This window comes from Salimicrobium halophilum, from assembly GCF_900100295.1.
Lineage (GTDB): Bacteria > Bacillota > Bacilli > Bacillales > Halobacillaceae > Salimicrobium > Salimicrobium halophilum.
Genome location: NZ_FNEV01000005.1, coordinates 228,527 through 252,294 on the forward strand (window position 1 = coordinate 228,527; position 23,768 = coordinate 252,294).

General features: G+C 47.1%; 22 protein-coding genes. 18 read left to right on the forward strand and 4 right to left on the reverse strand.

Annotation, left to right across the window (positions count from 1 at the left end; all coding sequences use genetic code 11):
• Positions 1-25: 25 nt before the first annotated feature.
• Positions 26-1,741, reverse strand: coding sequence for a pyruvate oxidase (locus BLQ44_RS09950; protein ID WP_093193741.1), 1,716 nt, complete (start codon positions 1,739-1,741; stop codon positions 26-28).
• Between the two features lie 184 nt (positions 1,742-1,925).
• Between BLQ44_RS09950 and coxB the strand changes: the two genes are divergently transcribed.
• The 8 genes from coxB (at position 1,926) to BLQ44_RS09990 (ending at position 10,731) form a co-directional block, all read left to right on the forward strand.
• Positions 1,926-2,621 (forward strand): cytochrome c oxidase subunit II, encoded by a 696-nt coding sequence (gene coxB, locus BLQ44_RS09955; protein WP_093193742.1) that lies wholly within the window; start codon positions 1,926-1,928, stop codon positions 2,619-2,621.
• Between the two features lie 16 nt (positions 2,622-2,637).
• A complete protein-coding gene (locus BLQ44_RS09960) occupies positions 2,638-4,551 on the forward strand; it encodes a cytochrome c oxidase subunit I (protein ID WP_093193743.1) in 1,914 nt (637 codons plus the stop codon).
• Positions 4,548-5,123 (forward strand): cytochrome c oxidase subunit 3, encoded by a 576-nt coding sequence (locus tag BLQ44_RS09965; protein ID WP_093193744.1) that lies wholly within the window; start codon positions 4,548-4,550, stop codon positions 5,121-5,123. Before BLQ44_RS09960 ends, BLQ44_RS09965 begins: the two co-directional genes overlap by 4 nt.
• A 16-nt stretch (positions 5,124-5,139) precedes the next feature.
• Entirely contained in the window at positions 5,140-6,708 is a 1,569-nt protein-coding gene (locus BLQ44_RS09970; protein WP_093193745.1) for an FMN-binding glutamate synthase family protein, read from the forward strand.
• 27 nt (positions 6,709-6,735) lie between these two features.
• Entirely contained in the window at positions 6,736-7,437 is a 702-nt protein-coding gene (locus tag BLQ44_RS09975) for a phosphatase PAP2 family protein (protein ID WP_093193746.1), read from the forward strand.
• Positions 7,434-8,693, forward strand: coding sequence for a cytochrome P450 (locus tag BLQ44_RS09980; protein ID WP_093193747.1), 1,260 nt, complete (start codon positions 7,434-7,436; stop codon positions 8,691-8,693). The genes BLQ44_RS09975 and BLQ44_RS09980 overlap by 4 nt, the downstream gene beginning before the upstream one ends.
• A 63-nt stretch (positions 8,694-8,756) precedes the next feature.
• Positions 8,757-9,659 (forward strand): metallophosphoesterase, encoded by a 903-nt coding sequence (locus tag BLQ44_RS09985; protein ID WP_245688146.1) that lies wholly within the window; start codon positions 8,757-8,759, stop codon positions 9,657-9,659.
• The gene (locus tag BLQ44_RS09990) at positions 9,643-10,731 is read left to right on the forward strand and encodes an AI-2E family transporter (RefSeq protein ID WP_093193748.1); all 1,089 of its coding nucleotides are present in this window, start codon (positions 9,643-9,645) and stop codon (positions 10,729-10,731) included. Before BLQ44_RS09985 ends, BLQ44_RS09990 begins: the two co-directional genes overlap by 17 nt.
• Before the next feature lie 53 nt (positions 10,732-10,784).
• Here the strand turns inward: BLQ44_RS09990 and BLQ44_RS09995 are convergent, their stop codons facing one another.
• The 3 genes from BLQ44_RS09995 to BLQ44_RS10000 form a co-directional block, all read right to left on the reverse strand.
• The gene (locus BLQ44_RS09995) at positions 10,785-10,964 is read right to left on the reverse strand and encodes a YjzC family protein (protein ID WP_093193749.1); all 180 of its coding nucleotides are present in this window, start codon (positions 10,962-10,964) and stop codon (positions 10,785-10,787) included.
• A 202-nt stretch (positions 10,965-11,166) separates the two neighbouring features.
• Positions 11,167-11,313, reverse strand: coding sequence for a hypothetical protein (locus BLQ44_RS16555; RefSeq protein WP_176757492.1), 147 nt, complete (start codon positions 11,311-11,313; stop codon positions 11,167-11,169).
• A 230-nt stretch (positions 11,314-11,543) separates the two neighbouring features.
• A complete protein-coding gene (locus tag BLQ44_RS10000) occupies positions 11,544-12,359 on the reverse strand; it encodes an STAS domain-containing protein (RefSeq protein WP_093193750.1) in 816 nt (271 codons plus the stop codon).
• A 247-nt stretch (positions 12,360-12,606) separates the two neighbouring features.
• On the opposite strand from BLQ44_RS10000, the gene BLQ44_RS10005 reads away from it, so the two are divergent.
• From BLQ44_RS10005 to BLQ44_RS10050, 10 genes are all read left to right on the forward strand, one after another.
• Positions 12,607-12,933, forward strand: a complete 327-nt coding sequence (locus tag BLQ44_RS10005; RefSeq protein WP_093193751.1) for a four-helix bundle copper-binding protein — start codon at positions 12,607-12,609, stop codon at positions 12,931-12,933.
• Positions 12,934-13,082: 149 nt separating this feature from the next.
• Positions 13,083-13,343, forward strand: a complete 261-nt coding sequence (locus BLQ44_RS10010; protein WP_218119002.1) for an SHOCT domain-containing protein — start codon at positions 13,083-13,085, stop codon at positions 13,341-13,343.
• Between the two features lie 14 nt (positions 13,344-13,357).
• A complete protein-coding gene (locus BLQ44_RS10015; RefSeq protein WP_093193752.1) occupies positions 13,358-14,851 on the forward strand; it encodes a multicopper oxidase family protein in 1,494 nt (497 codons plus the stop codon).
• Between the two features lie 15 nt (positions 14,852-14,866).
• Entirely contained in the window at positions 14,867-16,915 is a 2,049-nt protein-coding gene (locus BLQ44_RS10020; protein ID WP_093193753.1) for a heavy metal translocating P-type ATPase, read from the forward strand.
• A gap of 187 nt (positions 16,916-17,102) precedes the next feature.
• Positions 17,103-17,837, forward strand: coding sequence for an urease accessory protein UreH domain-containing protein (locus tag BLQ44_RS10025; protein ID WP_093193754.1), 735 nt, complete (start codon positions 17,103-17,105; stop codon positions 17,835-17,837).
• Between the two features lie 88 nt (positions 17,838-17,925).
• Entirely contained in the window at positions 17,926-18,879 is a 954-nt protein-coding gene (locus BLQ44_RS10030) for a F510_1955 family glycosylhydrolase (RefSeq protein ID WP_093193755.1), read from the forward strand.
• 129 nt (positions 18,880-19,008) lie between these two features.
• Positions 19,009-20,409, forward strand: coding sequence for a sensor histidine kinase (locus tag BLQ44_RS10035; protein WP_176757493.1), 1,401 nt, complete (start codon positions 19,009-19,011; stop codon positions 20,407-20,409).
• Entirely contained in the window at positions 20,384-21,052 is a 669-nt protein-coding gene (locus BLQ44_RS10040) for a response regulator transcription factor (protein ID WP_093193757.1), read from the forward strand. The genes BLQ44_RS10035 and BLQ44_RS10040 overlap by 26 nt, the downstream gene beginning before the upstream one ends.
• 222 nt (positions 21,053-21,274) lie before the next feature.
• Complete coding sequence (locus BLQ44_RS10045) at positions 21,275-22,543, forward strand: hypothetical protein (protein WP_093193758.1); 1,269 nt, start codon at positions 21,275-21,277, stop codon at positions 22,541-22,543.
• A 331-nt stretch (positions 22,544-22,874) separates the two neighbouring features.
• The gene (locus tag BLQ44_RS10050) at positions 22,875-23,684 is read left to right on the forward strand and encodes a ZIP family metal transporter (protein ID WP_093193759.1); all 810 of its coding nucleotides are present in this window, start codon (positions 22,875-22,877) and stop codon (positions 23,682-23,684) included.
• The last annotated feature ends 84 nt before the right edge of the window (positions 23,685-23,768 follow it).

A 23,768-nucleotide genomic window follows, 5' to 3' on the forward strand; every position in this document is an offset into this window, starting at 1 on the left:
GAAGGACCGGCTTATTTGATTCTGTTCAGAAAAGTCGTTTTACTGCTTTTTTCATGTCCGGCAAATCCATACTTCCTGTTTCGAAGAAATTCTTGATGATGTACTGCGTGTAGTTTACAGCAGAGGTATAGTCGATATGACCCGGAAGAGGGGCCATGTCTTCGATGCATACATCAATGATCGCCGGTTTATCGGAGAGGAAAGCCTGTTTCATTTTCGTTTCCATTTCGTCGAAGGATTCGATGCGGTACCCTTCTCCGCCACAGTTCTCAGCGAAGCCTGCAAAGTTCACGGGTCCAAGGTCTGTTTGGTAATTCAAATGACCCATCTGTTGCTGTTCATACTGGATCATGCCGATCGCTTCGTTATTGAGGACGATGACTTTGATTGGTAGCTGATATTTCACGGCCGTAACGAAATCATGCATCATCATCGAGAACCCTCCGTCTCCGCAGATGGCGAGTACCTGCTTATCCGGGTGCACGATTTGAGCAGCGAGAGCTCCCGGAAGTCCGATACCCATGGTTGCGAGCTGACCGGAAATCAGGAATTTCTGATCGATGAACGGAAGGAAACGGGAAGCCCAGACGGTGACGTTGCCGACATCTGCCGAAACGATGGCCCCCGGTTCGAGAAGTTTTTCCACCTGATACATGACTTGTGGGGCCTGAATCGGTGTTTTTTCTTCCCGTTTCTCTTTTTGCAGGGATATGCGCCACTCGTTCATTTTCTCTTGATATTTCTCGAGGTAGGAAGTATCTTCCGTCTGCGTCATTGTCGAGGTGAGGGCGGATAAGGTCGACTTCGCATCCCCGGCGAGTCCGACGGTTACCGGGTAATACTTCCCGATATTTTCCGGTTTGTTGTCGATCTGTATTCCATCTACCCCCTCAGGGAAAAAGTCTGAATACGGAAACTGCGTGCCTATTAGAATCAGGAGATCTGTCTCCTTCACCGCATGATAGGCGGGCTTTGTACCTATTTGTCCGTGATGACCGAGGCAATACGGATGATTGTCAGGAATCAGCCCTTTGGCGAGAAGACTGAGAATAATCGGAGCCCCCGCTTTCTCAGCGAACGAGAGAAGTTCTTCCTGTGCCCCGAATGTACCCTTTCCAGCCAGAATCACCGGCTTTTCCGCTTTTTCGATCAGTTCGCGAGCGGCGTTCATGTCTTCCTGGGCAGGGAAAATGTTCGGACGGAAGTAGGTGCTCGTCGTAAGGGACGCTCCGTCCTTCTGTTTCTCAGCGAACAGATTGTCCGGTACGATCAGTACAGAAACCCCTTTCTGTGCATAGGCTTCCCGGATTGCCTGATTCAAAAGATCTGGGAGTTGTTCAGAAGATTGCGCCCGTTTGTTGAAGACGGCCACGTCGTCGAACATGCGCTCCAGGTTGATTTCCTGGAAGGCATCTGTTCCTACGGCGGTACTCGACACCTGTCCGACGATGGCAAGTACAGGAGCGTGATCCCCTTTCGCATCATACAAGCCGTTCAACATGTGTACCCCGCCCGGACCTGCAATGGAAAGGCATACGCCGAGTTTCCCTGTCAGTTTCGCTTCACTGGAGGCGGCAAGAGAGGCAGTTTCTTCGTGACGCACTTGGATGAAATCAAGGGATTCTGATGTTCGTATGTCATCTATTAATTCGTTGATCGAATCACCAGGGAGTCCATAGATATGTTCGACTCCCCAATTCTTCAGTTGGTCTGTCATGATTGCTCCGGTTCTTTGAGCCATTTGGTGGTTCCTCCTTTTTCCTATCGCTAAAGAAATAGTAACCCTTTTTTGATACCTCTAAACCAACTACTTTTTTCTCTATTAATTAAATAGGAAGAGATACGTCGATTTTACGTTTTATCAGTAGAACAGGGTGGTAACTTCTAATTAATGTACACAGAAATTTCAGGAAAGGATAGGAGAAATGGTGAAACATATCAGAAAAATGTCGTTCTTTTTTCTATTACTGGTGGCAGGCTGTGACATCCGTGTGCTTGATCCGGCCAGTGAGACCGGGAGGAGGATAGAGGATCTTATCGGACTGAGTTTCTGGATGATGATGCTCGTTCTGGTAATCGTTTTCATTCTATTTATCCACTTCATAAAAAAATACCGTGTCAAAGATGATTCTTACGTACCGCCGGAGGAGAAAGAGAATAAATGGCTCGAGATCTCATGGACCGTACTCCCGATCATTCTTCTGATCATTTTGGCGATACCGACTGTGATTGCTACCTACAACCTTACATACAAATCGGAAGCAGAGGAAGATTCGTTGAAGAAAGAAGGGCTCCATGTAGAAGTGACAGCGGGACAGTTTTCTTTCACTTTCACGTATCCGAACGGGAAAGAATCGACCAACCAGCTACTGTTGCCGGTGGATAGAGAAGTGACGTTTACGTTGACCTCGAAAGACGTGATTCACTCGTTCTGGGTACCGGAGCTTTCCGGGAAAATCGATGCGATACCCGGGAAACAGACGCATCTGAAATTCACCCCCAATCAAGTAGGGGGATATCAGGGGAAATGCGCTGAATTTTGTGGTTCGCATCATGCGATGATGCGCTTCACTACCAGAGTCGTCGAACAGGATACATTTACCGAATGGATGGACAAATAGAAGGGAGGTTTCTGTTATGAATCTACCAGTGATAGGGAAAGTACCGTCTGATGTCGTCGTCGCCTGGATGGTGATGCTGATACTAGGGGCACTTACAATCATCTTTTTATCGAAAAAGAAAAAATGGTCACTTTTGTGGGAATACATGCGTACGACGCACCATCGGAAAATCGGAACGATGTACATTATGGCGGCAATCCTATTCTTCTTCCGGGGAGGGATGGACGCTCTGCTTATCCGGACACAGTTAGCAGTACCTCAGAACGATTTCTGGGTCTACCAGGGAGATAAGTACAATGAACTGTTCACCTTCCACGGTACCGTGATGATCTTCTTCGTCGCCATGCCGCTGTTGATCGGTCTTATGAACGTAGCCATCCCCCTTCAGATCGGAGCGAATGATTTGGCGTTCCCTTACCTGAACGCTGTAAGTTTCTGGTTGTTTTTTGCAGGGGCGATGATTTTCAACATGTCCTTTTTCTTCAACGCTGCACCTAATGCAGGGTGGACAGCCTACGCTCCGTTATCGACGGATGCCTACACGGCCCAGGTGAACAACAATTACTACATATTCGGATTACAGGTGTCGGGGATGGGGACGATTCTGACGGCGATCAACATGATTGTCACCATTTTTCGCCTACGTGCTCCAGGGATGAAGATGACGAGAATGCCTCTTTTTCCGTGGTCGACTCTCGTGACATCCGTGCTCATTCTCGTCGCCTTTCCGGTGTTGACGATTGCACTGACACTCCTGATGTTCGACCGCTATTACGGCACTCATTTCTTCATGTCCGAGATGGGGGATCCCGTCTACTGGCAGCATCTGTTCTGGATTTTCGGTCATCCGGAAGTATACATTCTCATCATTCCGGCGTTCGGTATCTTCTCGGATATCATTTCCCACTTCTCCAGACAGAAAGTATATGGTTATAAATCGATGGTCGGAGCTATCGTACTCATTGCCATGCTCGGTTTCATGGTGTGGGCACACCATATGTTCACGGTGGGACTCGGAGCGTTCGCTAACACTTTTTTTGCCATTACGACGATGATGATCGCTGTACCTACCGGAATCAAGGTGTTCAACTGGCTGTTTACGATGCGGCACGGTGCTATACGGATGACGACCCCCATGCTCTTCTCACTCGGATTCATTCCGACGTTCGTCATGGGCGGGGTGACAGGAGTGATGCTAGCTGTAGCCGCTGCAGATTATCAGTACCACGATACGTATTTCGTCGTTGCTCACTTCCATTACACGATGGTCGGGGGTACTGTCCTCGGGGCGTTCGCAGGAATCTATTACTGGTTCCCCAAGATGACTGGGAAAAAGCTCGATGACAGCCTTGGGAAATGGCATTTCTGGTTGTTTGCGACAGGCTTCCACCTGACGTTCCTTCCCCAACATTTCGCTGGATTGAATGGAATGCCGAGGCGTGTGTACACCTATCTGCCGGAGGACGGCGTGGCTATTTATAACGGAGTCAGTACGGCAGGTGCTTTCCTTATGGGGATCAGTATGCTGTTTCTGCTCTACAATCTGTATAAGACCGCGAAGTCGAAGGAGAAGGCAGCGGCTGATGCGTGGCTCGGGGACGGTCGGACGCTCGAATGGACGGTCGCTTCTCCTGCGCCGGAGCACCCTTTTGAACAAGTCCCTTATGTAAAAAGCGTCGATCCCTTCTGGTTTCATAAACGTCGCATACAGAATATGCCTATGGGAGCGAATCCACGTCCATCCCCGGTATCTGTGAAGACGATCCAACCGCTTCTGTTCGTATTGACCATAAGTATGATGAGCATCGCATTCATCTATCATTGGATATGGGTTGAAATCATTTTCGGACTGCTCGTGTTGATGTTTTTCCTCCTTCGTACTCTGACGGATGAGAGGGAAAGCGTCTATAGGAAGGAGGGGGAAGCATGACGGCAGTCACACAGGAACTGTTCAAAGATAAACGTATGGGGTTTTTCCTTTATCTCGGGGTGGAAGCGGTCATGTTCCTCACTCTCTTCGCTACCTATATCATTTTCACTCCCCCTGATACAGGAGCACGTCCGGAAGAAGTGTTCAAAGCCAAAGAAGTTCTTAAAACATCTGCGGCCCTGCTTCCGTCGAGTTTGACGCTTTTGCTGGCGGAAAGGGGGCTGGTTAAAGGGAAGCGGTCGTGGGTGTGGGGCGGTCTTGTACTTACATTTCTGCTCGGATCCACTTTCCTGGCTCTCGAGATAAACGAATTCTACAGGTACGCTGCCCACGAGGGGTATGTATTATCAATGAATAATTACCTTGCATCCTTTTACGTCCTGGTCGGTCTGCACGCTTCTCACGTCGCATTCGGATTGATGTGGATGGTGATATTGATGTTCCGGTTGTCATTCTCGAAATTACGCGATTACTTTATCGAAAAGCATAAAATTTTCAATTATTACTGGCATTTCGTAGATATCATCTGGGTGTTGATCGTCCTGATCGTCTACCTGCCATACATCATCTGAAGGAGGAGAAAATACAGTGCAGACCATTTTGTTAAGTATTCTTGTCGCTTTTGTAAGTATTATTGTCCTGATCCCATCCCTCATTGCTTTAAGGCTTTATTTCCATGATAAAAAACAGGAAGAACACGCGATACTGAGGAATTACCCTGTTCTCGGAAAAGCGAGGTACATCATTGAAAAGATGGGACCTGAATTGCGTCAGTATCTATATAATAGCGAAAACGAAGGAAAGCCGTTCAACCGTCGCCAGTTCGTGTTCGTCAACAAAGCGGGGAAATATAACACCCGGATGATCGGTTATGGGTCTCAGAGGGATTTCGAAGAAGGGGGTTATTATCTGAAGAACGCGCTCTTCCCGACGCTCGAGAGTGAAATGAAGATGGTACAGGAGCCGAAGATCGAAACGAAAACCTATCAGGTGGACAAGGAGAGATTGTTCGATCGCAAAGAGCATAATGAAACAAAGGAAATCGAGCCTTACTATCTTTCAGAAGACAATGAAATCGTCCTGGGAGAGAATACGGTGGATCAGCCTTTCAGAATCAAAGGGCTGATCGGTCAGTCAGGCATGAGCTTCGGTTCTCTCGGCGATCGAGCCATCACTACACTGTCGAAAGGGCTTGGCATGGCAGGGGGGACCTGGATGAATACGGGAGAAGGAAGCTTGTCTCCTTACCACTTGAAAGGAAATACGGATATCATTATGCAAATCGGCCCCGGACTTTTCGGAGTGCGGACCAAAGATGGAGAATTTTCCTGGGAAGAATTCAGAAAGCAAGCGGATCATGTTCAGGTGAAGGCGTTCGAACTGAAACTCGGACAGGGTGCGAAAACCCGCGGTGGTCACGTCGACGCAAGCAAAGTGACAGAAGAGATTGCCGAAATCCGGAATGTCGAACCGCATCAGGATATCGATAGTCCGAATCGTTTTCATGAATTCAACGATGTCCATGGAATGATGGATTTCATTGATCGGCTGCGGGAAGCTGGTGGGAAGCCGGTCGGAATCAAAATTGTCATCGGTAACGAAGAAGATACGGAAGGGATGATCCGTACGATGAGTGACATCGGGAATGTCCCTGATTTCATAACCGTGGACGGGGGAGAAGGGGGGACAGGCGCGTCATATTATGAACTGGCTGATTCTGTAGGCTTACCTGCATTCTCCGCGCTTCCTTTCGTCGACGATTTGTTGAAAGAATACGGGATTCGCGATCAGACGCACGTCATCGCCTCTGGAAAGCTCCTTACACCGGATAAAATTGCGATGGCACTTTGCTTAGGCGCGGATATGGTGAACATTGCCCGTGGGTTCATGATTTCTACCGGTTGTATCATGTCTCAGGTCTGTCATACCAACAACTGTCCGGTCGGCGTAGCTACGACGGATCCTGAGCTTCAGAAGGCGCTTGAAATCGAAGAGAAGAAATACCGTGTCTGCAATTATCTCATCACGCTGCGCCAGGGGTTGTTTACAGTAGCAGCGGCAGCGGGTATTGATAGTCCCACGAAGTTTTCAAGAGAACATATTCATTATCAGGAAGCTTTCGGGAAAGTGGAGAATGACCCTGTCCAACACAGGTGACCGAATGCTTCCGGGGAGGAGGGACTAATGTATTTTTCAAACAAAAAATTCACAGAACTGAACACCGGGAGGAAATCACTACTCTATGCGGCGCTGCTCTTTGTCTTGGTAGGCGTAGCGATGTCCATCTGGATAACGCTTGCTATCACTCCGAAAGATAAACTCGCTATCGATGAAGCGGCTTTCGATGTGGTAAGGGCCATCCACGTGCCGGTGGTGGCGGCTATATTCAAGGGGATATCGAAACTCGGATCTGTGCCGGTGCTTGCTACGGCGTCTGTACTGATCGCTATTTATTTTCTGTTTTTATCTTCATTCAGTCGTTGGCTGGCGCTTTATTTCGCTATAGCGATGGGAGGCGTAAGCGGCATCACCAAATTGGCGAAATCTCTGACCAGTCGGGATCGCCCGGAATTTCTCGGAGGCTACGACGGGGCGACATCCAGCTACCCGAGCGGCCATGCCTCAGGAGCTGTCGTCTTTTATGGGTTTCTGATTTACATCCTCGGCGCTCAGGCGATTGGGCGTAAATGGAAATGGATGATCAACACCTTGCTCGTACTCATCGTTTTAGGCATAAGCTTCAGCCGTGTATATCTCGGCGTCCACTATTTCACAGATATCGTAAGCGGCATTTTCCTCGGGTGTCTTTGGTTGTTGCTGTGTATCATCGGCGTGGAAGTCACTCTTCGGCGCAAAGCGAAAAAGGAAAAGGAGGAAGCGGCATGACAAATGACGATTCACTGCCAAAGGACAAAGGATTCGATCGCTCTCTTCAAATGTTGAAGGAGGGGTATACCTTCATAAGGAACAGAGAAAACAAATACCACTCTCCGGTATTCGAAACGAAGCTGCTTGGAGAGAAAACGTATTGTATGGTTGGTGAAGAAGCTGCAAAGGTATTTTACGATAACGGTAAATTCCGTCGTCAGGATGCAGCACCGAAAGCTGTAGAAAAAACATTATTCGGTGAAGGCGGCGTTCAGGGGCTAGATGGAGAAGATCACCGTCAGCGGAAGGAAATGTTCATGTCTCTCATGACGAAAGATAGTCTCGATGATATTCAGTCAATCACAACGGGGGTATGGAAGAAGTACGTAAATCGCTGGAAGGACAGGGAGAAAGTGACGCTTTATGACGAATCGAAAAAAATGATGGCTGAAACTGCACTTACCTGGGCCGGTATTCCATTTGAAGAAAAGGATGTGGATGAATGGGCGAAAGAGTTGAGCGATTTGTTCGAAAAAGCTGCAGATGTAAGTATCTCTCATTTCCTGTCTCGTCGCTCTCGTAGCAAAGCAGAAGCCTGGATAGAAGAACTGGTGGATGAAATCAGAAAAGGAGAAAGGAAAGTCAGGGAAACTACTCCTCTTTTCAAAGTCAGTTTTCACAAGGATAAAAACGGTGAACTGCTTGAATTGCATACAGCTGCAGTCGAGATTCTTAATCTCATTCGTCCCATTACGGCCGTTTCTGTTTACATCACGTTTCTCGGTCTTGCCCTTCATGACTTCCCCGTAGCAGCGGAAGAGGTGAAGGAAGGAGGCGAAGAGGAACGGAAAAGGTTCATCCAGGAAGTACGTAGGTATTATCCATTCTTTCCATTCGTCATTGCCCGTGTTGATAAGGATTTCACGTACCATGGCGCTTCTTTTGAAGAAGGTACCCTGACGCTTCTTGACCTTTACGGTACTAATCACCACCCGGATAGTTGGAGCAAGCCGGATAGCTTTCAACCTGACCGTTTCCATAACTGGTTCGGGAGCCCTTTCGACTTCATTCCTCAGGGAGGAGGAGATCATGAAAAGGGGCACCGCTGTGCCGGAGAGTGGATTACGCTCCGGATACTTAATGAAAGCCTTCGCGTACTGACAGATTCTATAACCTATCATTTACCTGAGCAGAATTTGAAGTATGAGCTGAATGATATTCCCAGCCTGCCGAAAAGTGGAATTGAACTCGAATATGTGAAGAAGAAAGGATAAGGACTAAAACCGGTCCGCTATGAAAACGGACTGGTTTTTTCCTATTTTCAAGGAGGGAAGATAGTGAAATCAAAAGGGAAAATCATCGCTTCCGTAACGGGAGTACTAGTACTTATCATAATCGTTTGGGGATTGATCGAGCCATATCAAATGGAAGTTGAAGAAGAAAAGGCGGTCGTAGCTGACCTTCCGTCTTCCCTCGAAGGAAAAGAAATCATCGCTATCGGAGATTTTCAGGTAGGCATGTGGATGGATAACTCATCGAAAATCCCTGATATCGTCAATGAAATCATTTCCCGCTCCCCTGCGGCGGTCGTACTGCTAGGAGATTACGTCTATCATTCGGTCAATGATCACCAGAAGGAGATGGAGAAAGTGGCCTCGTGGATTGAACCGCTGACAGAACAGGATTTCCCTGTATATGCCGTGCGAGGGAACCATGACTACAATATGAGTGGTACGAAGAAAGAGCCGGATTATGAGATAGCCGAACGGGTAGAGCGGGATCTGACAGAGGTTGGAGTAGAAGTTCTGCACAACGAGTCGGCGAAACTCAAGGGAGAGGACTTTCACGTCGTAGGCATCGGCGCTCGTTGGCCCGGAGAAGATGACATCGAACAGGCTTACGAAGATGTGGGGGAAGAGGAAGGACGATTCGTTTTTATGCATAACCCGGAAACCTTCGACGATATACCTGAAAATCAGGCTCCTGTCGCTGTAGCGGGTCATACGCACGGCGGGCAGATCAGAATCCCCTTCACCCCTCACTGGTCCTGGAAGAATCTATTATCGGGCGGAGCACACGTAGACGGATGGATAGAAGAATCCTACGGGGAAGAGGAGAATCGTCTGTACGTCAACCGTGGCATAGGTTTAAGCATCGCACCGATTCGGCTGAATAATTTTCCGGAGATTACATCGTTCGAGCTGACAGCGAAGGAGGCTAAGAATGACGTCGAGGGATAGAGTGAGAAATCTCTGGTACGACAAACCGGCATTCCCTTACACTGTCTGGGCGCTCGCCGGCGTGGCGATTATCTATCTTCTTGGTAGAATGGATGTTTTCCAACCATTTTTGACAGCTTTCTGGACGCTGTTCTACCCGGTGTTGATCACCGGATTTCTCTTCTACCTTCTGCGTCCTCTTACCCGAGGGCTTAGTAGAAAAACGGGAATTCCGTTATCTGTTTCCGTTCTTCTTGTATTCACCGTAGTCGGGGGTATAATGTACGGAGGCATCCGTCTGATCATTTCGAGATTCAATAACGGCATAGGAAGTATTTCACAGCTTCCAGATAAAATGAAAAGTATGAGCGATCAGCTGGAGGAGAAGCTGAATAGCAGCAGCTTCGCCAGCGGCTTCGAATTCGAAATTTCGAAGTACTATAATAGTCTCAGCCAGCAGATCACCGGCCATTTTGGACAGATTTTTTCTACCGTCACGGAAGCAGCTACTACTCTTTTCGTGATACCGATAATCTTGTTCTTCTTTTTGAAAGATGGAAGGAAGATGATTCCCTATGTGATGAGGCTCGTACCGGAGAAGAAAAAAGAGGGGACAATCGACGTGATGCGTAAAATGGATCGTACTATCAGCGCCTACATCACCGGTCAGGCGATTGTTGCCTTCGTAGATGGGACGCTCATGTATATCGCCTACCTGATCATCGGCCTCGAGTACTCCCTGCTACTCGGCGTTTTCCTCATGTGCATGTCCATCGTTCCTTTTTTTGGACCATTAATCGGTGTGGTGCCTGCGGTGATCATCGGGTTCATGAACGGACCTTTCGTTGCCGCACAGGTTCTTATAGCTTTATTGATTGTGCAACAGCTGGAAGGGAACCTCGTCGCTCCTTATGTACTGGGGAATCGTCTGGACGTTCATCCGGTAACTATCATCTTTCTTCTTCTTGTAGCTATGCCTTTAGCAGGATTCATCGGCATGGTGGTCGCTGTTCCGGTCTACGCGCTTATCAAAACGCTTACGAAAGAAGTCATGGAACAGAAGAGAACAGAGGGAGCGTTGGATTCTTCGTAAAAAAGAAATGCATGAACCGGGGACTTTATCTCCGCGTTCATGCGTTTCTTTGTTCACGTTTTCTTCCAATAAGCTGCTTCGTGATCGGAAGGGGAAGGAGGGAAAGGATCTCCTTGAGCCATTTCGATAATGGCATGATCTCCGCTCAGATATCCATTTACCAGACCGTCTATTTTATAGGTGCCTGGAATGGGAGCCGTTTCCCCTGTTTTGTACCGTGTTTCATTACTCATGTATACGTTCCTCCTTTTTTTATGTACTGATATATATTCCATGAAAAGGAAAAACAAAAACATAATAAAGAAAAATGTAACTTAAATGTAATATTATACAAAGGTTTGGAAGAATGTAACTAATCTCACAACGTGAGATTCCGATTATTAAATAAAAAACAGCGTCGCCATGAATGAGGGAGACGCTGATGGGACCTTCAAATTATTTTTTCTTGCTTTGTTTGTTGAACAGTTTACCGCTTTTCGTCTTCGATTTATTGTCTGATTTCTGTGTCTCCGCATTTTGTGCGACACTCTTCTTGAAATCCTCTTCCATAAGTTCGCGGCCTTTTGTGAATAATAAAGTCATGATGATGAACCTCCTCTTTAATATTTCTGTGAATAGGAAACTCACCAGCCGGGAGAGCATCCTTTCTTAGAGACAGGTTTTCCTCATGATTTGTGATATAAAACATAGGATTCTAAAAAATTTATGGAAAAAAACAAATAATTTAAAAGACTAATCAAAGAAAGGAAAAAGAGCCTTACCTATGATTAGTCTTCTCCGTTCTGAATTTCTGAAAAGAGTGATTCCGAGTTTCATTGTGCCTCGAGAGCCTGAAGAAGGCTGCTATGGGTTTCGATTTGTTTCATATTGATGCCGAGCTGTACCATCGTCTGGGCGATATCCGGACGCAGCCCGGAAAGAATGGCGTGTACACCTGAGACTTCAAGAGCTGTGATCACTTTGAATAATTGATCGGCTACCATCGTATCGATGACGCTTACTCCTTGAAGGTCCATAATTACCGTGTCCAGTTCGTATTCTGCAGATTGATTCAGGGCGTTGTTCATGATGGCCTGAGCTCTGTTCGTGTCTATATCTCCTATGATCGGAATAACTCCGGTATTCAAAGAGACGCGGACAAGTGGCACAGACAGCTCTTCTACTGCGTACTGAGCATTCGTCAATGTACGCTCGTGTTCTTTGACATACGTACGGCTGATGATGTAGCACGCTTCATCGATAATATTATGGAAATGCGTCATCGATTCATAGAACTCGTCGAGAGAGAGCCCTTTTTGTTTTGCCTCTTCCTTGATGACATGACCGATGGCGTCACGGTAGTAGTCGATTTCCTGAAGTGCCAAATCAAGTGGAAGATTGAGCTCTACAAGCTTATCACTGAGTTCGTCCGCCCATGCCTGCAGCAACTGTTTCGGTTGTTTGGACTGATCGGTGAGACTTTGAGCAAACACCTCCAGCAAATGAAAACGCCATGGCATCAGTTCACTGGAAAGATGACTGTTCGCCTGGATCATTTCTTCCGGCATCGCTTTTTTTGCAATGTCTTCTTTATTGATAAGAATTTTTTCCTGGACTTGTTCAAGCCAGGATTGTTGGGAAATTTCCATTGAATATGCTCCTAAAGGTTGAAGTTGTAAAGTAGTACCTGTTCGCTATTTTACACGAACGTTGCTATCATTTCCAGTTTCTCGAGAGAAAAGCATTCATATTTCTGCAGATTTTTAAATAAATTCCTGTTCTTCATAATTTCTGCACATTTTATGGGCAGTTTACTACAGAAGCATCCGTTGATGACTTCTGAATACATAAAGAAGGGTCACGGGTGGAATAATTACTTTTCAGGAGGAATGAAAAATGGCTCACCAACAACACCAGGAAACATTGAAGGTATTGCATGAATGCATGGAGGCTTGTAATCACTGTTTCGACGCCTGCCTTAAGGAAGACGATGTGAAAATGATGGCAGGGTGTATCCGTCTCGACCGTGAGTGTGCAGACATGTGCGGGTATCTCGAAGCTGCAATCACAAGAGGCAGTGCTTATGTATCTGAACTCGCCTCCGTTTGTGCGAAAATCTGTGATGACTGTGCAGAAGAATGCGCCAAACATGACCATGATCACTGCCAGGAATGTGCAGAAGCTTGCCGTAAGTGCGCAGAGGCATGCCGCAAAATCGCTTAATAGGAAAAAAGGTCGGCGGAGAGCCGATCTTTTTTTCATTTTCTTAGATGTATCCATAATTTCTGCACAATTAAGGGAAGAAGAATAGTGCAGAAAAAATTTTGAAGGTTTAGAAACCATACCCGGTAAGGGTAAAGGAGATGATCGGAATGGGTGGAATGATGGACGGATATGGAATGGGTGGAGGTTTCTTCGGTAACTTCTTCGGATTCGGATTGATTTTTCTGCTTCTTATCCTGGCTATTGTTGCCATTGTAATCTGGATGGTAAAGCCCGGGGATTCAAAAGATAGCGGTACGAGAAATTCTTCTTCCGAAAATCATGAAGGTACATTGAAGAGCCGGCTCGCCCGGGGAGATATCTCTGAAGAAGAGTACGACCGATTGAAAAAGAAACTGAATGAAAATTAGTGGAGGCGACAGGAATGAAACGGTATATTACGGGATCGATTATGATTGTGATTCTGCTTGGTATCGGAGGATGGGTGTTGTTCCAGACTCCTTTTCTGCAGAATTCAGGAGACGGAGAAATCAACACGGATGAAGAAGGGATAAGCATTTTGGATTTGCCGGCTGTCGAAGCGGGGGAACGCCCGGTGAAAGAATTTGAGCTGACAGCAGAGGAAACGTCCTGGACGGTGGAGGGTGAAGAAACAGTACAAGCATGGACGTATAACGGAACGGTTCCGGGAGAACCTCTTCGCGTTCAGCAAAGGGATTTCGTCAGAGTGGAACTGACGAATGAGCTGGACGTACCCGTAACAATTCACTGGCACGGCGTTGTTCTTCAGAATAGAATGGACGGAGTGCCGGGAGTGACGCAGGATGCGGTGAAACCGGGCGAATCCTTCACTTATGAATTTATAGCAAATAATCCGGGTACGTATTGGTATCACTCCCATCAGCATAGTTCCCTGCAGGTGGATAAAGGGTTATATGGGCCTTTAATTATAGAAGGAGACGGTCCGTCAGTGGATAAAGAAAGGACCTATATGCTTGATGAATGGGCGGTGAATCAGGAGCGTCAGGACTGGACGAACATGGCGGGTATGATGATGGGGTCCATGAACGGTGATGGAGAAGCGGACACAAAGCAGATGTATGACACATTCACCATCAATGGAAAAGCAGGCTCAGCCATTGAACCTTTGGAAATGAAAGAAGGGGAAACAGCGAGACTACGATTTGTGAATGCGGGGTATCAATTGCATCGTCTCGTCTTCCCGGAAGGATCGATGGAAATGCTCTCCGTGGACGCAGAAAAAGTAGAAAGCGCTTCGGAACGAAACGTGTTGGAAATTGCTCCCGGAGAAAGGATGGATGTTCTGTTCACTAAAGGGGAAGGTGCACAACAGATCGCTCACACCACAGATGTGGAACACGCAGCTGATATGAAGATTCCCGTTCTATCACCTGACTCGGAACGAACAGCCGCTTCTGCCCCAAAAACGGATACAGAAGCTGTGAAAGGTACATCTTATAAAAGTGAAGAACTGTTGTTTGATAATGTGCCGAAAGCGGATGTTTCCTACGATATGGACCTCAGCATGGGAATGAATATGGGTGAGGGGATGGCTTGGCAAATCAATGAAGAAATATTTCCGGATACCCCTCCGATCCATGTAAACGAAGGAGATATCGTCAAAGTGGACATCACGAATGAAGGAAGACTCAATCATCCGATGCACCTTCATGGGCACAGATTTCAGGTGCAGTCGGAGTCAGGTGGCGGAGTCGTCAAAGATCTGATCAATGTGAAACCAGGAGAGTCTTATACGATTTATTTTGAAGCGGATAACCGAGGTGAGTGGCTGTTTCATTGTCACGACAACAACCATGCGGATAGAGGTATGGTAACGGTTGTCGACTATGAAGGGGTATACTCTCCGTTCGAGTTGAACGAAACCAATTCACCATAGGAAGGAGGATTATGAATGGCACAAGAACATCATAATCATAACGAGCAGAAACATGACGAAAATAATCATGACCACGAAGAACACAATCACCACGATCATGGAGATCATGATCACGAAGGGCACGACCATGGAGCGATGGTAGATGATTTCAAGAAGCGGTTCTACATCTCGCTGATTATAACGCTTCCGATTCTGTTATTGTCACCTATGATTCAGGATCTTCTTGGATTCAGCATCACCTTTCCTTTTGATCAGTACGTTCTTTTCGGACTTGCAACTTTTGTATTCTTCTACGGCGGTTGGCCGTTCCTCACAGGCGCTATAGATGAAGGGAAGAACAAAAATCCCGGAATGATGATGTTGATCGGTCTCGCTATTGTAGTCGCTTATGTATACAGTTCCCTTGTCGTATTCGGCTGGGAAGGACGTAATTTCTTCTGGGAATTAGCGACTTTGATTGACATTATGTTGCTTGGTCACTGGATTGAGATGAGATCAGTGATGGGAGCATCGAATGCTTTGGAAGAACTCGTCAAGCTCATGCCGGATAAGGCTCATAAAGTGAAAGAGGACGGGTCGACGGAAGAAGTGAAAGTGGGGGATCTACAAACTGGGGATAAAGTACTTGTGAAGCCCGGGGAAAAGATTCCGGTGGATGGAACAATCACAGAAGGGAAATCTGCCATAGACGAATCGATGCTGACCGGCGAGTCCGTACCTGTCGAAAAAGGAACCGAAGAAGAAGTGATCGGAGGTTCCATCAACAAAGAAGGAAGCTTGACTATAGAGGTTAAGAAACTCGGGGAGGATTCCTACTTATCTCAAGTGATCACGCTCGTCGAGGAAGCGCAGAATTCCAAATCACGGGCGCAGGATTTCGCGAACCGTGCTGCGAAGTGGTTGTTCTATCTTGCTCTTAGTGCAGGTATCATCACATTCATCGTCTGGCTATCACTAGGGTATCCGGTAGATATGGCGGTAGAGCGTATGGTTACCGTTATGGTTATCACGTGCCCTCACGCACTCGGACTTGCTGCGCCACTGGTCGTAGCTGTATCCACTTCTTTATCTGCGAAGCAGGGGCTTCTGATCCGTAACCGCACCCAGTTCGAGAATGCACGTAATGTAGATGCCGTCATTTTCGATAAAACAGGGACGCTCACGAAAGGTGAATTCGGAGTTACGGACATCGTGGCGAATGACCGGGAAGAAACGGATGTACTTTATTGGGCAGCTAGTTTAGAGCAGAAGTCGGAACATCCTCTCGCGCGAGGTATCCTTGATCAAGCGGAGGAGCATGATATTACGCTTGGAAACGCGGAGGATTTCGAATCAGTTACAGGACGTGGCCTTCGAGGTAAGGTCGATGGGAAACATGTACAGGTCATGAGTCCCGGGTATATGCAGGAGAACGACATCTCTTATGATACCGAAGCTTTCGGCCGTATGTCGGAGGAAGGGAAAACCGTGGTATTCGTCCTTGTGGATGAGGAGTATATAGGAATGATCGCTCTCGCGGATATGATTCGTGAGTCGGCGAAAGAAGCTGTGGCAGACCTGAAGGAACAGGGCATCCGCTCTGTAATGCTGACAGGGGATAATAAAAAGGTGGCCCACTGGGTAGCTGAACAGATCGGCATCGATGAAGTATATGCGGAAGTAATGCCTGATCACAAAGCGGATCAGGTGAAGAAAGTGCAGGAAGAAGGCCTGAAGGTAGCGATGACCGGTGATGGAATCAATGATGCGCCTGCTCTAGCTACTGCGGATGTCGGAATCGCTATCGGGAGCGGAACGGATGTTGCGGTCGAGACGGCTGACATCGTTCTCGTGAAAAGTGATCCGAAAGATATCGTATCCGTCGTGTCTCTATCCGATAACACGTATAAGAAAATGGTACAGAACCTTTGGTGGGCGGCAGGCTATAACATTTTTGCCATTCCGCTCGCGGCCGGTGTTCTCGCACCTATCGGTATTCTACTGAGCCCGGCTGTCGGAGCGGTGCTGATGAGTTTGAGTACCGTGGTCGTAGCTGTAAACGCCAAACTATTGAAAGCTGCTTAAGAAGAGAGGGATCATTGGTAGTGCGCCCCGGAAGTTAGATTTTTCACTCTGACTTTTAGGGGTCGCTACCCCCCTCTCTTTTTTTGTGTTCAAAGGTCAGGAGAGGATAGTGGAAGGATTCCTCCTTTCTCATTAAATTCTGCATAATTTTTCTGTACCCTTGCAAGTAAAGTCTGGGGGGAAGGGTATGTATCAATTATTCAATGAAGTAAGTCGATTCTTCATCGAGCCTTTCATGGAGCTGGCCGCACAAAATGAAGGGATGCCGCTTGCAGGAGCATTTTTCCTGGGGCTTGTCGGAGCGGTGGCCCCCTGTCAGATGACGGGGAATATCGGAGCAATGACGATTTATGGAAATCAGACATTCAAGGACAAAGTTCCGTGGGGCCACGTCACGTATTTCATGCTTGGGAAAGTGCTGGTCTTTTCGCTTCTCGGTCTCGCTGTGTGGATCTTCGGAAAGGAAATACAGGGGATGCTCTCATCCTGGTTTCCCTATCTCCGCAAAGCGATTGGGCCGATGCTCATAGGGATAGGTCTGTTCATGACCGGTTTCTTTTCCATGAAATGGACGTTTTCTCTTGGAAACAGATTCATTCCTACTATCAGGAACAGCAAATTAGGCAGCTTCCTGCTCGGAGTCAGCGTAACTCTCGCTTTTTGCCCGACGATGTTCGTTTTGTTCTTCATGACGTTGATGCCTATGGTGCTGACGACTTCTTACGGTGCCGCTTTACCGACGGTATTCGCCATCGGTACGTCCGTACCACTATTATTCTTTCTGTTTCTCTTCACCTGGTTCGGTATTGATAAGAAAGTGTTGATGAAGAAAGGGAGGAAGATCGGAGGACGTATCCAGAAAGTTGCAGGTGCTCTTCTTCTGCTGATCGGAATTCTTGATACCATGACGTACTGGTTGTAAGCTGTTCAAGAATCAGTCAGGGAATCTGCAGAAAATCTCGACATTTATCTGGCAAAGTGGAAGAAGTCCAATAGAGGAGGAATTCGGAATGAAACATATAAAAACGACGCTTGCAATCAGTGGCCTGGCCTTATTTCTGGCGGCTTGCAGCGGAGAAACGACGGTGGAAAACGGTTCAGAAAGTACAGAAGGGACTCAAAAAAGTACCGGGACAGAAGAAGTCGAGCTTGAAGAGTTCACCGGCACGATCGAGCACGTGCATGGGATCGGTTATACGGATGCTGGAGGAGTTACATTCGCTTCCCACAGCGGTCTGAAAGTGTACACGGAAGATAAATGGATGGAGAGCCCTCATCACAAAAATGACTATATGGGATTCAATGCTACAGAAGAGGGGATGTATGTATCCGGGCATCCGGGGGAGTCTTCTGATTTACCGAACCCTATCGGTCTCCAAAAAGGGAAAGTAGGCGAAAGTGACCTGAACCCTCTCGGATTTGTCGGGGAGAGTGATTTCCATCTGCTTGGTGTAGGATATGAAAACGAAGCTATTTATCTTCTGAACAGCCGTCCGGATGATAATCTCGAAACCGGCTTCCATCGGAGTTTTGATGGAGGAGAAACCTTCGAAGTGATGGCAGCTGAAGGTCTTCCGGAAAAATTATTCCAGTTGGCTGTACATCCGACAGATGAACAAACGGTAGCCGCTGCTGCCGAGTCCGGCGTTTTTTTAAGTGCAGATGCCGGAGAAACTTTCGAACGGATTTCTGAAGAAGGACAGGCGTCCGGGTTAACTTTCACAGAAAATCGATTATATTTCGGACTGCTTCAGAACGAAGCCTCATTCCGGAGCTATGACCTCGAGTCGGAGACGACGAGCGACATACCCCTTCCTGATTTTGGGCAGGATGCGGTTCTCTACTCAGCTGTACACCCTGATAAGGAAGAAATCACGATTTTTACAATGAATGGTAGCAGTTATATAACGGAAAAAGAAGGGGAGTCCTGGGAGAGAATACTTAATAGTGGAACCGTGAAGTAACTTCCTTACGAATCTTAAAGACATTCAGTATTGTCGTAGATTATCTCTCCTTTGAACGTGTATGATGATCATAGAAGAATGAATATCGATAAGCTTCAGCAGCACGGGAATGATCGTGGAGGGAATGGTATGAGACGGAAACTATCTGTTAAATTAGGGCTTTTATTTTTTGTATTGATGCTTCTCATCGAATTGTCCCTGTTTTTTATCCTTTATTCGACCATTGCTTCTCATCGGGTGACCGAAGTGATGGACGGGCTGCTGGCAAAAGGGGCGGGACACAGGGACGTGCTCGAGAACAACTACGATGAGTCCACTTTGCATCACGTCATCTTGATGGAAGAAGAAGCATCCACGGATGTCATCATTACGAATGCGGAAGGAGAGATCGTCGACCGTTCGTCGAAGAAAGAGGATCCATTCCGGACCGGCATGGTGCAAAACATCTCTCCAACGGATGGGACAGAAGACAGAATCGTTGAAGAGGAATGGAGAGACAATCCTTATGTAGCGACAGTCTCACCGATTGTAGTGGATGGAGAGCACCGCGGGGATGTATTCATGTTTTCGCCTTCTCAAACGATCCGGGAAATTCTCTCTCATCTTTCCGAGCAGTTCCTGTTCGTGATGGGAATGATCGTATTCATCACCCTCATTCTCGTATTTGCACTCTCTCAGGTTATTACCAGACCGCTTGTACGAATGCAACGGGTCACAGAAAAGCTGAGTGAAGGGAAAGCGGATCTCGAACTGGACGAACGCCATAATGATGAATTAGGGACGCTTGCTGTGTCCATCAACAGGCTGTCGGAAGACTTGGAACGGCTCAAAAAAGATCGCAACAACTTCCTGTCATCCGTCGCTCACGAACTGAGAACCCCGCTTACTTATGTAAAAGGATATGCGGATGTAGCCTCCAGAAAAGAGACATCGGAAGCGGAACGGGATAAATATCTCGCAATCATCCGTGAGGAAGCGGACCACCTTACGTCGATGGTGAGGCAACTATTCCAGCTGGCGAAAATGGAGGAGAATGCCTTCGTAATCGAACCTTCCATGATTCGGCTCTCTTCTTTATTCGATGAAGTGGAAACACAGATCGCCCCTTTCGTCCAGGAAAAACAGGCGGAGCTTTCTATCCACGTGCCGGAAGATTTATACGTGAACGCGGATCGGACTCGGATGAAGCAGGTGATTTTCAACGTTTTGCAGAATGCTCTTCAATATGGAGGGGAGCGCCCGTCCATCCAGATAGAAGCGAAGCAGCAACAGCGGGAGATGATTTTGCGGATTTCTGATAAGGGGCCCGGAGTACCGGAAGAAGCACTTCCCCGTCTATTCGATCGTTTGTACCGGGTAGATAAAGCGAGGTCCCGCGAACAGGGAGGGTCAGGACTGGGTCTGGCCATTGTGAAAGAAATAGTAGAGATGCACGGCGGTACTGTGAAAGCCTTCAACGAAAATGGACTGACGATACTTATAACCCTGCCGGAGGAAAATGATCATGACACAAATTCTTATAGTGGATGATGAACAACGGATGCTTGATTTGCTTGAACTTTACCTCAACCCGCACGGATACAAAGTGACGAAGGTGTTACATGGAGCTGAAGCACTCGAAAAATTGAAAAAGGAGCCCTTCGATCTGGTGGTTCTGGATATTATGATGAAAGACATGGACGGATTTGAAACGTGTCGGCGTCTGAGAGCGTTCAGTGATATTCCTGTACTTATGCTGACAGCTAAGGACCAAAAAGAGGATGTGATTAAAGGGCTGAACATAGGAGCGGATGATTACGTCACGAAGCCGTTTGATGAAGAGATTCTTGTTGCCAGAATTGAAGCCCTTTTGCGTCGAAACGCCCCTTCTTCGATTAAAGTTGACGGATTACATTGGAATGAAGAGAGGTATGAATTGTCATACGGAAATTATTCCATACCACTTACTCCGAAAGAATTCCAGTTGATCGGCCTTTTATTAAAGCGGCCGAATCATGTATATGAACGTAACGACCTGCTCGATTTGGTCTGGGGATTCGAATCGAATACAGAAGGTCGGACTATTGATTCTCACGTCAGGAACGTGCGTGAAAAAATCAGACGTTCCGGATTTCCTGTGGATGAGCACCTTAAAACGGTGTGGGGCGTCGGTTACAAATGGATGAAGAAGTGAAGAAGGACACCTGTTTTCTCATGGAACACTTAAAGGGAACGGGTGTTTTCATGTGCTTTGAGAAGCATCGTGAGGACAATTCCTCAGTTTGAATGATAGGGGAAAGGGAAAAATTTTGTATAACTACCTAAAGGCTTGAAACACTAGAGTGTAAATCTTTTTATGGAAATTCATGTAATTGAACGGAGCTATGAGAATTATAGGAAGAAAAGGGGTTGCCCCATGGAAAATAGAATCACAGTAGGAATTGTTACAGCTCCAGGCTATGCGAATAAAATCGGTGAAGGGTTGCATTATGCACTCCCGAGTCTTCTTCAGGAATATATTTCTTCCGATGTTGAGTGGGATGTCGACTATATTTACAGTCCACTGACGGGATATACGGAAGAGAAAGACGAAGTACTTGAAGCGCTTATGGATATGAAAGAAGAGAATGGGTGGGATATGGCCCTGACTCTTACCGATCTTCCTCTGTTCAACGGGAGGAAACTGGTTGTCGCAGAAGCGAATGGAACGGAAGATGTCGGGATGATCAGCATTCCCGGATTGGGGGCATCCCCGCTTATCAAAAGGATACGCGAGTCGGTTCTGCAGCTGATCAGTGAGATTTACGAAGGCTCAGGTCAAGAGGAGCGTAATCGTGTGCAGAAAAAAGTCGGTGAAATGGATGGACGCAAAAGTGAGAAGAGAAACGCTTTCGAATTGATTCGGAAGCGAGGATTCGACCGTCTTTCTCCTATCGAGAGGGAAGCGCCGGAAGAAGGGGAAAACTCAGAGGTGCGTTTTACGGTCCAATCCCGGATTCGCGGAGCGCTCCGGCTCATTACCGGTATGGTACGCGCCAACCGTCCATGGATGCTATTTCCGGCTTTTATGAAGGTGGTTATCCTAGCTTTTACGACAGGTACCTTTGCACTGATCTTCCCTACCTTATGGCGACTCACGAACAGTTATAATCTTTGGCGTCTTATCATGATCAATGGCATTGCAATCATGCTGCTCGTATTTTGGATTATCGCTGCCCATAAGATGTGGGAAAGGAAATCGGATCATTCCAACAGCTATATGCGTAAGCTTTATAACAGTACTACATTTCTCACATTGTTTACGACCGTCAGTTTTTATTACACGATTCTATTTCTCTGTTTTCAGGTCATTGTCTTCGTCTTATTGCCGAAAGAGTTCGTCGCCGGAGAAATGAACGGTACGATGAAGACAGAAAGTTATTTCTTTATCGCATGGACAGCCACGAGTATTTCAACCATCATCAGTGCTCTCGGTTCTACAATCGAAGATGAGAATGTGGTTCTTTCCGGAACATACGGGAATCGGCAGCGTCAGCGCTATGAATTGATGAAAGAAGCAGAAAAAGAGAAGAAAGAAGCGGCCGAGGAGAAGAGGGAAGCAGCCCGAGAGAAAGAAAAAGCGGTCCGGGAACAGGAAGAAGCCGAAAAGGAGAAAGAATACGTTACCGGTAAGGATAGCGCGTGAGTCGTAGAAGATAATTCTACGGCTTTTTTTCTGTTTTCTTTTTGGGTGGAGGGGAATCTATCAGTAACAACATCAGGAGAGGAAGGGACGACCATGATAGGAAAACGTGTGAAGAAAAGAAAGTGCAGGAAATGTCAGAAGATGTACCCGGCTGCTCATTTTCAAGATAGGAAAGTGACACACTTGTACTGCAATCTATGCCGTGATCACTCGTGGAAATGAATAGGAGAATCCGGAAAGTTGACGTTTCAAAGAACGGAGAATAAAATGGGTGCATCAATCATTTTTGTATAAGGGCAAAAAATGAAATGCTTCAGTAGAGGTGTAAGCTATGCTTCATATATTTTCAGACGTGAGTCCTGTCATGGCAGCTTTCCTTGGAACTTTATTTACGTGGGGAATGACAGCGCTCGGAGCGTCCCTCGTATTCTTTATCAAAGGAGCGAATCAGAAGTTTCTCGATAGTATGCTGGCGTTTGCCGGAGGCGTCATGATTGCGGCGAGCTATTGGTCGTTATTGGCGCCTGCAATCGAGCAATCCGCCGATAGTCCGGTACCAACATGGTTTCCGGCTTTCATCGGGTTTCTGCTCGGGGGGACCCTTCTTCTATTTATTGATAAGGTGATGCCCATGGTCGATCTCGATCGATACATGAATGACATCAAAGATGAAAAAGCGAAAAGCAGAACGGCGCTTCTGATGTTCTCTATGACTCTCCATAATATCCCTGAAGGGCTCGCTGTCGGGGTCGCCTTTGGGGCAGTCGCTGCCGATGGATCGGGAGCGGCCCTCGGAGGTGCGATTGCGCTCGCGCTTGGGATAGGTATCCAGAACTTTCCGGAAGGTGCGGCCGTATCAATGCCTTTGTACCGGGAAGGGATGGGGAAGAAGAAAAGTTTTCTCTTCGGTCAATTCTCAGGAATGGTCGAGCCTATTTCGGCAGTCATCGGAGCATCTGCAGTGATTATCATTGAACCATTGCTGCCGTATGCACTCAGTTTTGCAGCGGGGGCGATGATTTTCGTTGTCGCCAAAGAGATCATCCCCGGTTCTCATGAAAAAGGAAACGTCAATACAGCTTCGATGAGCCTCATGGTCGGTTTTGCCATCATGATGATGCTCGATGTCGCTCTTGGCTGAACCCGAAAGGCGGAATCTGTGAATCTCACAGGTTCCGTTTTTTACATAAAGAAAAGTCAGCACCTGACTATCTTGTCATGACGC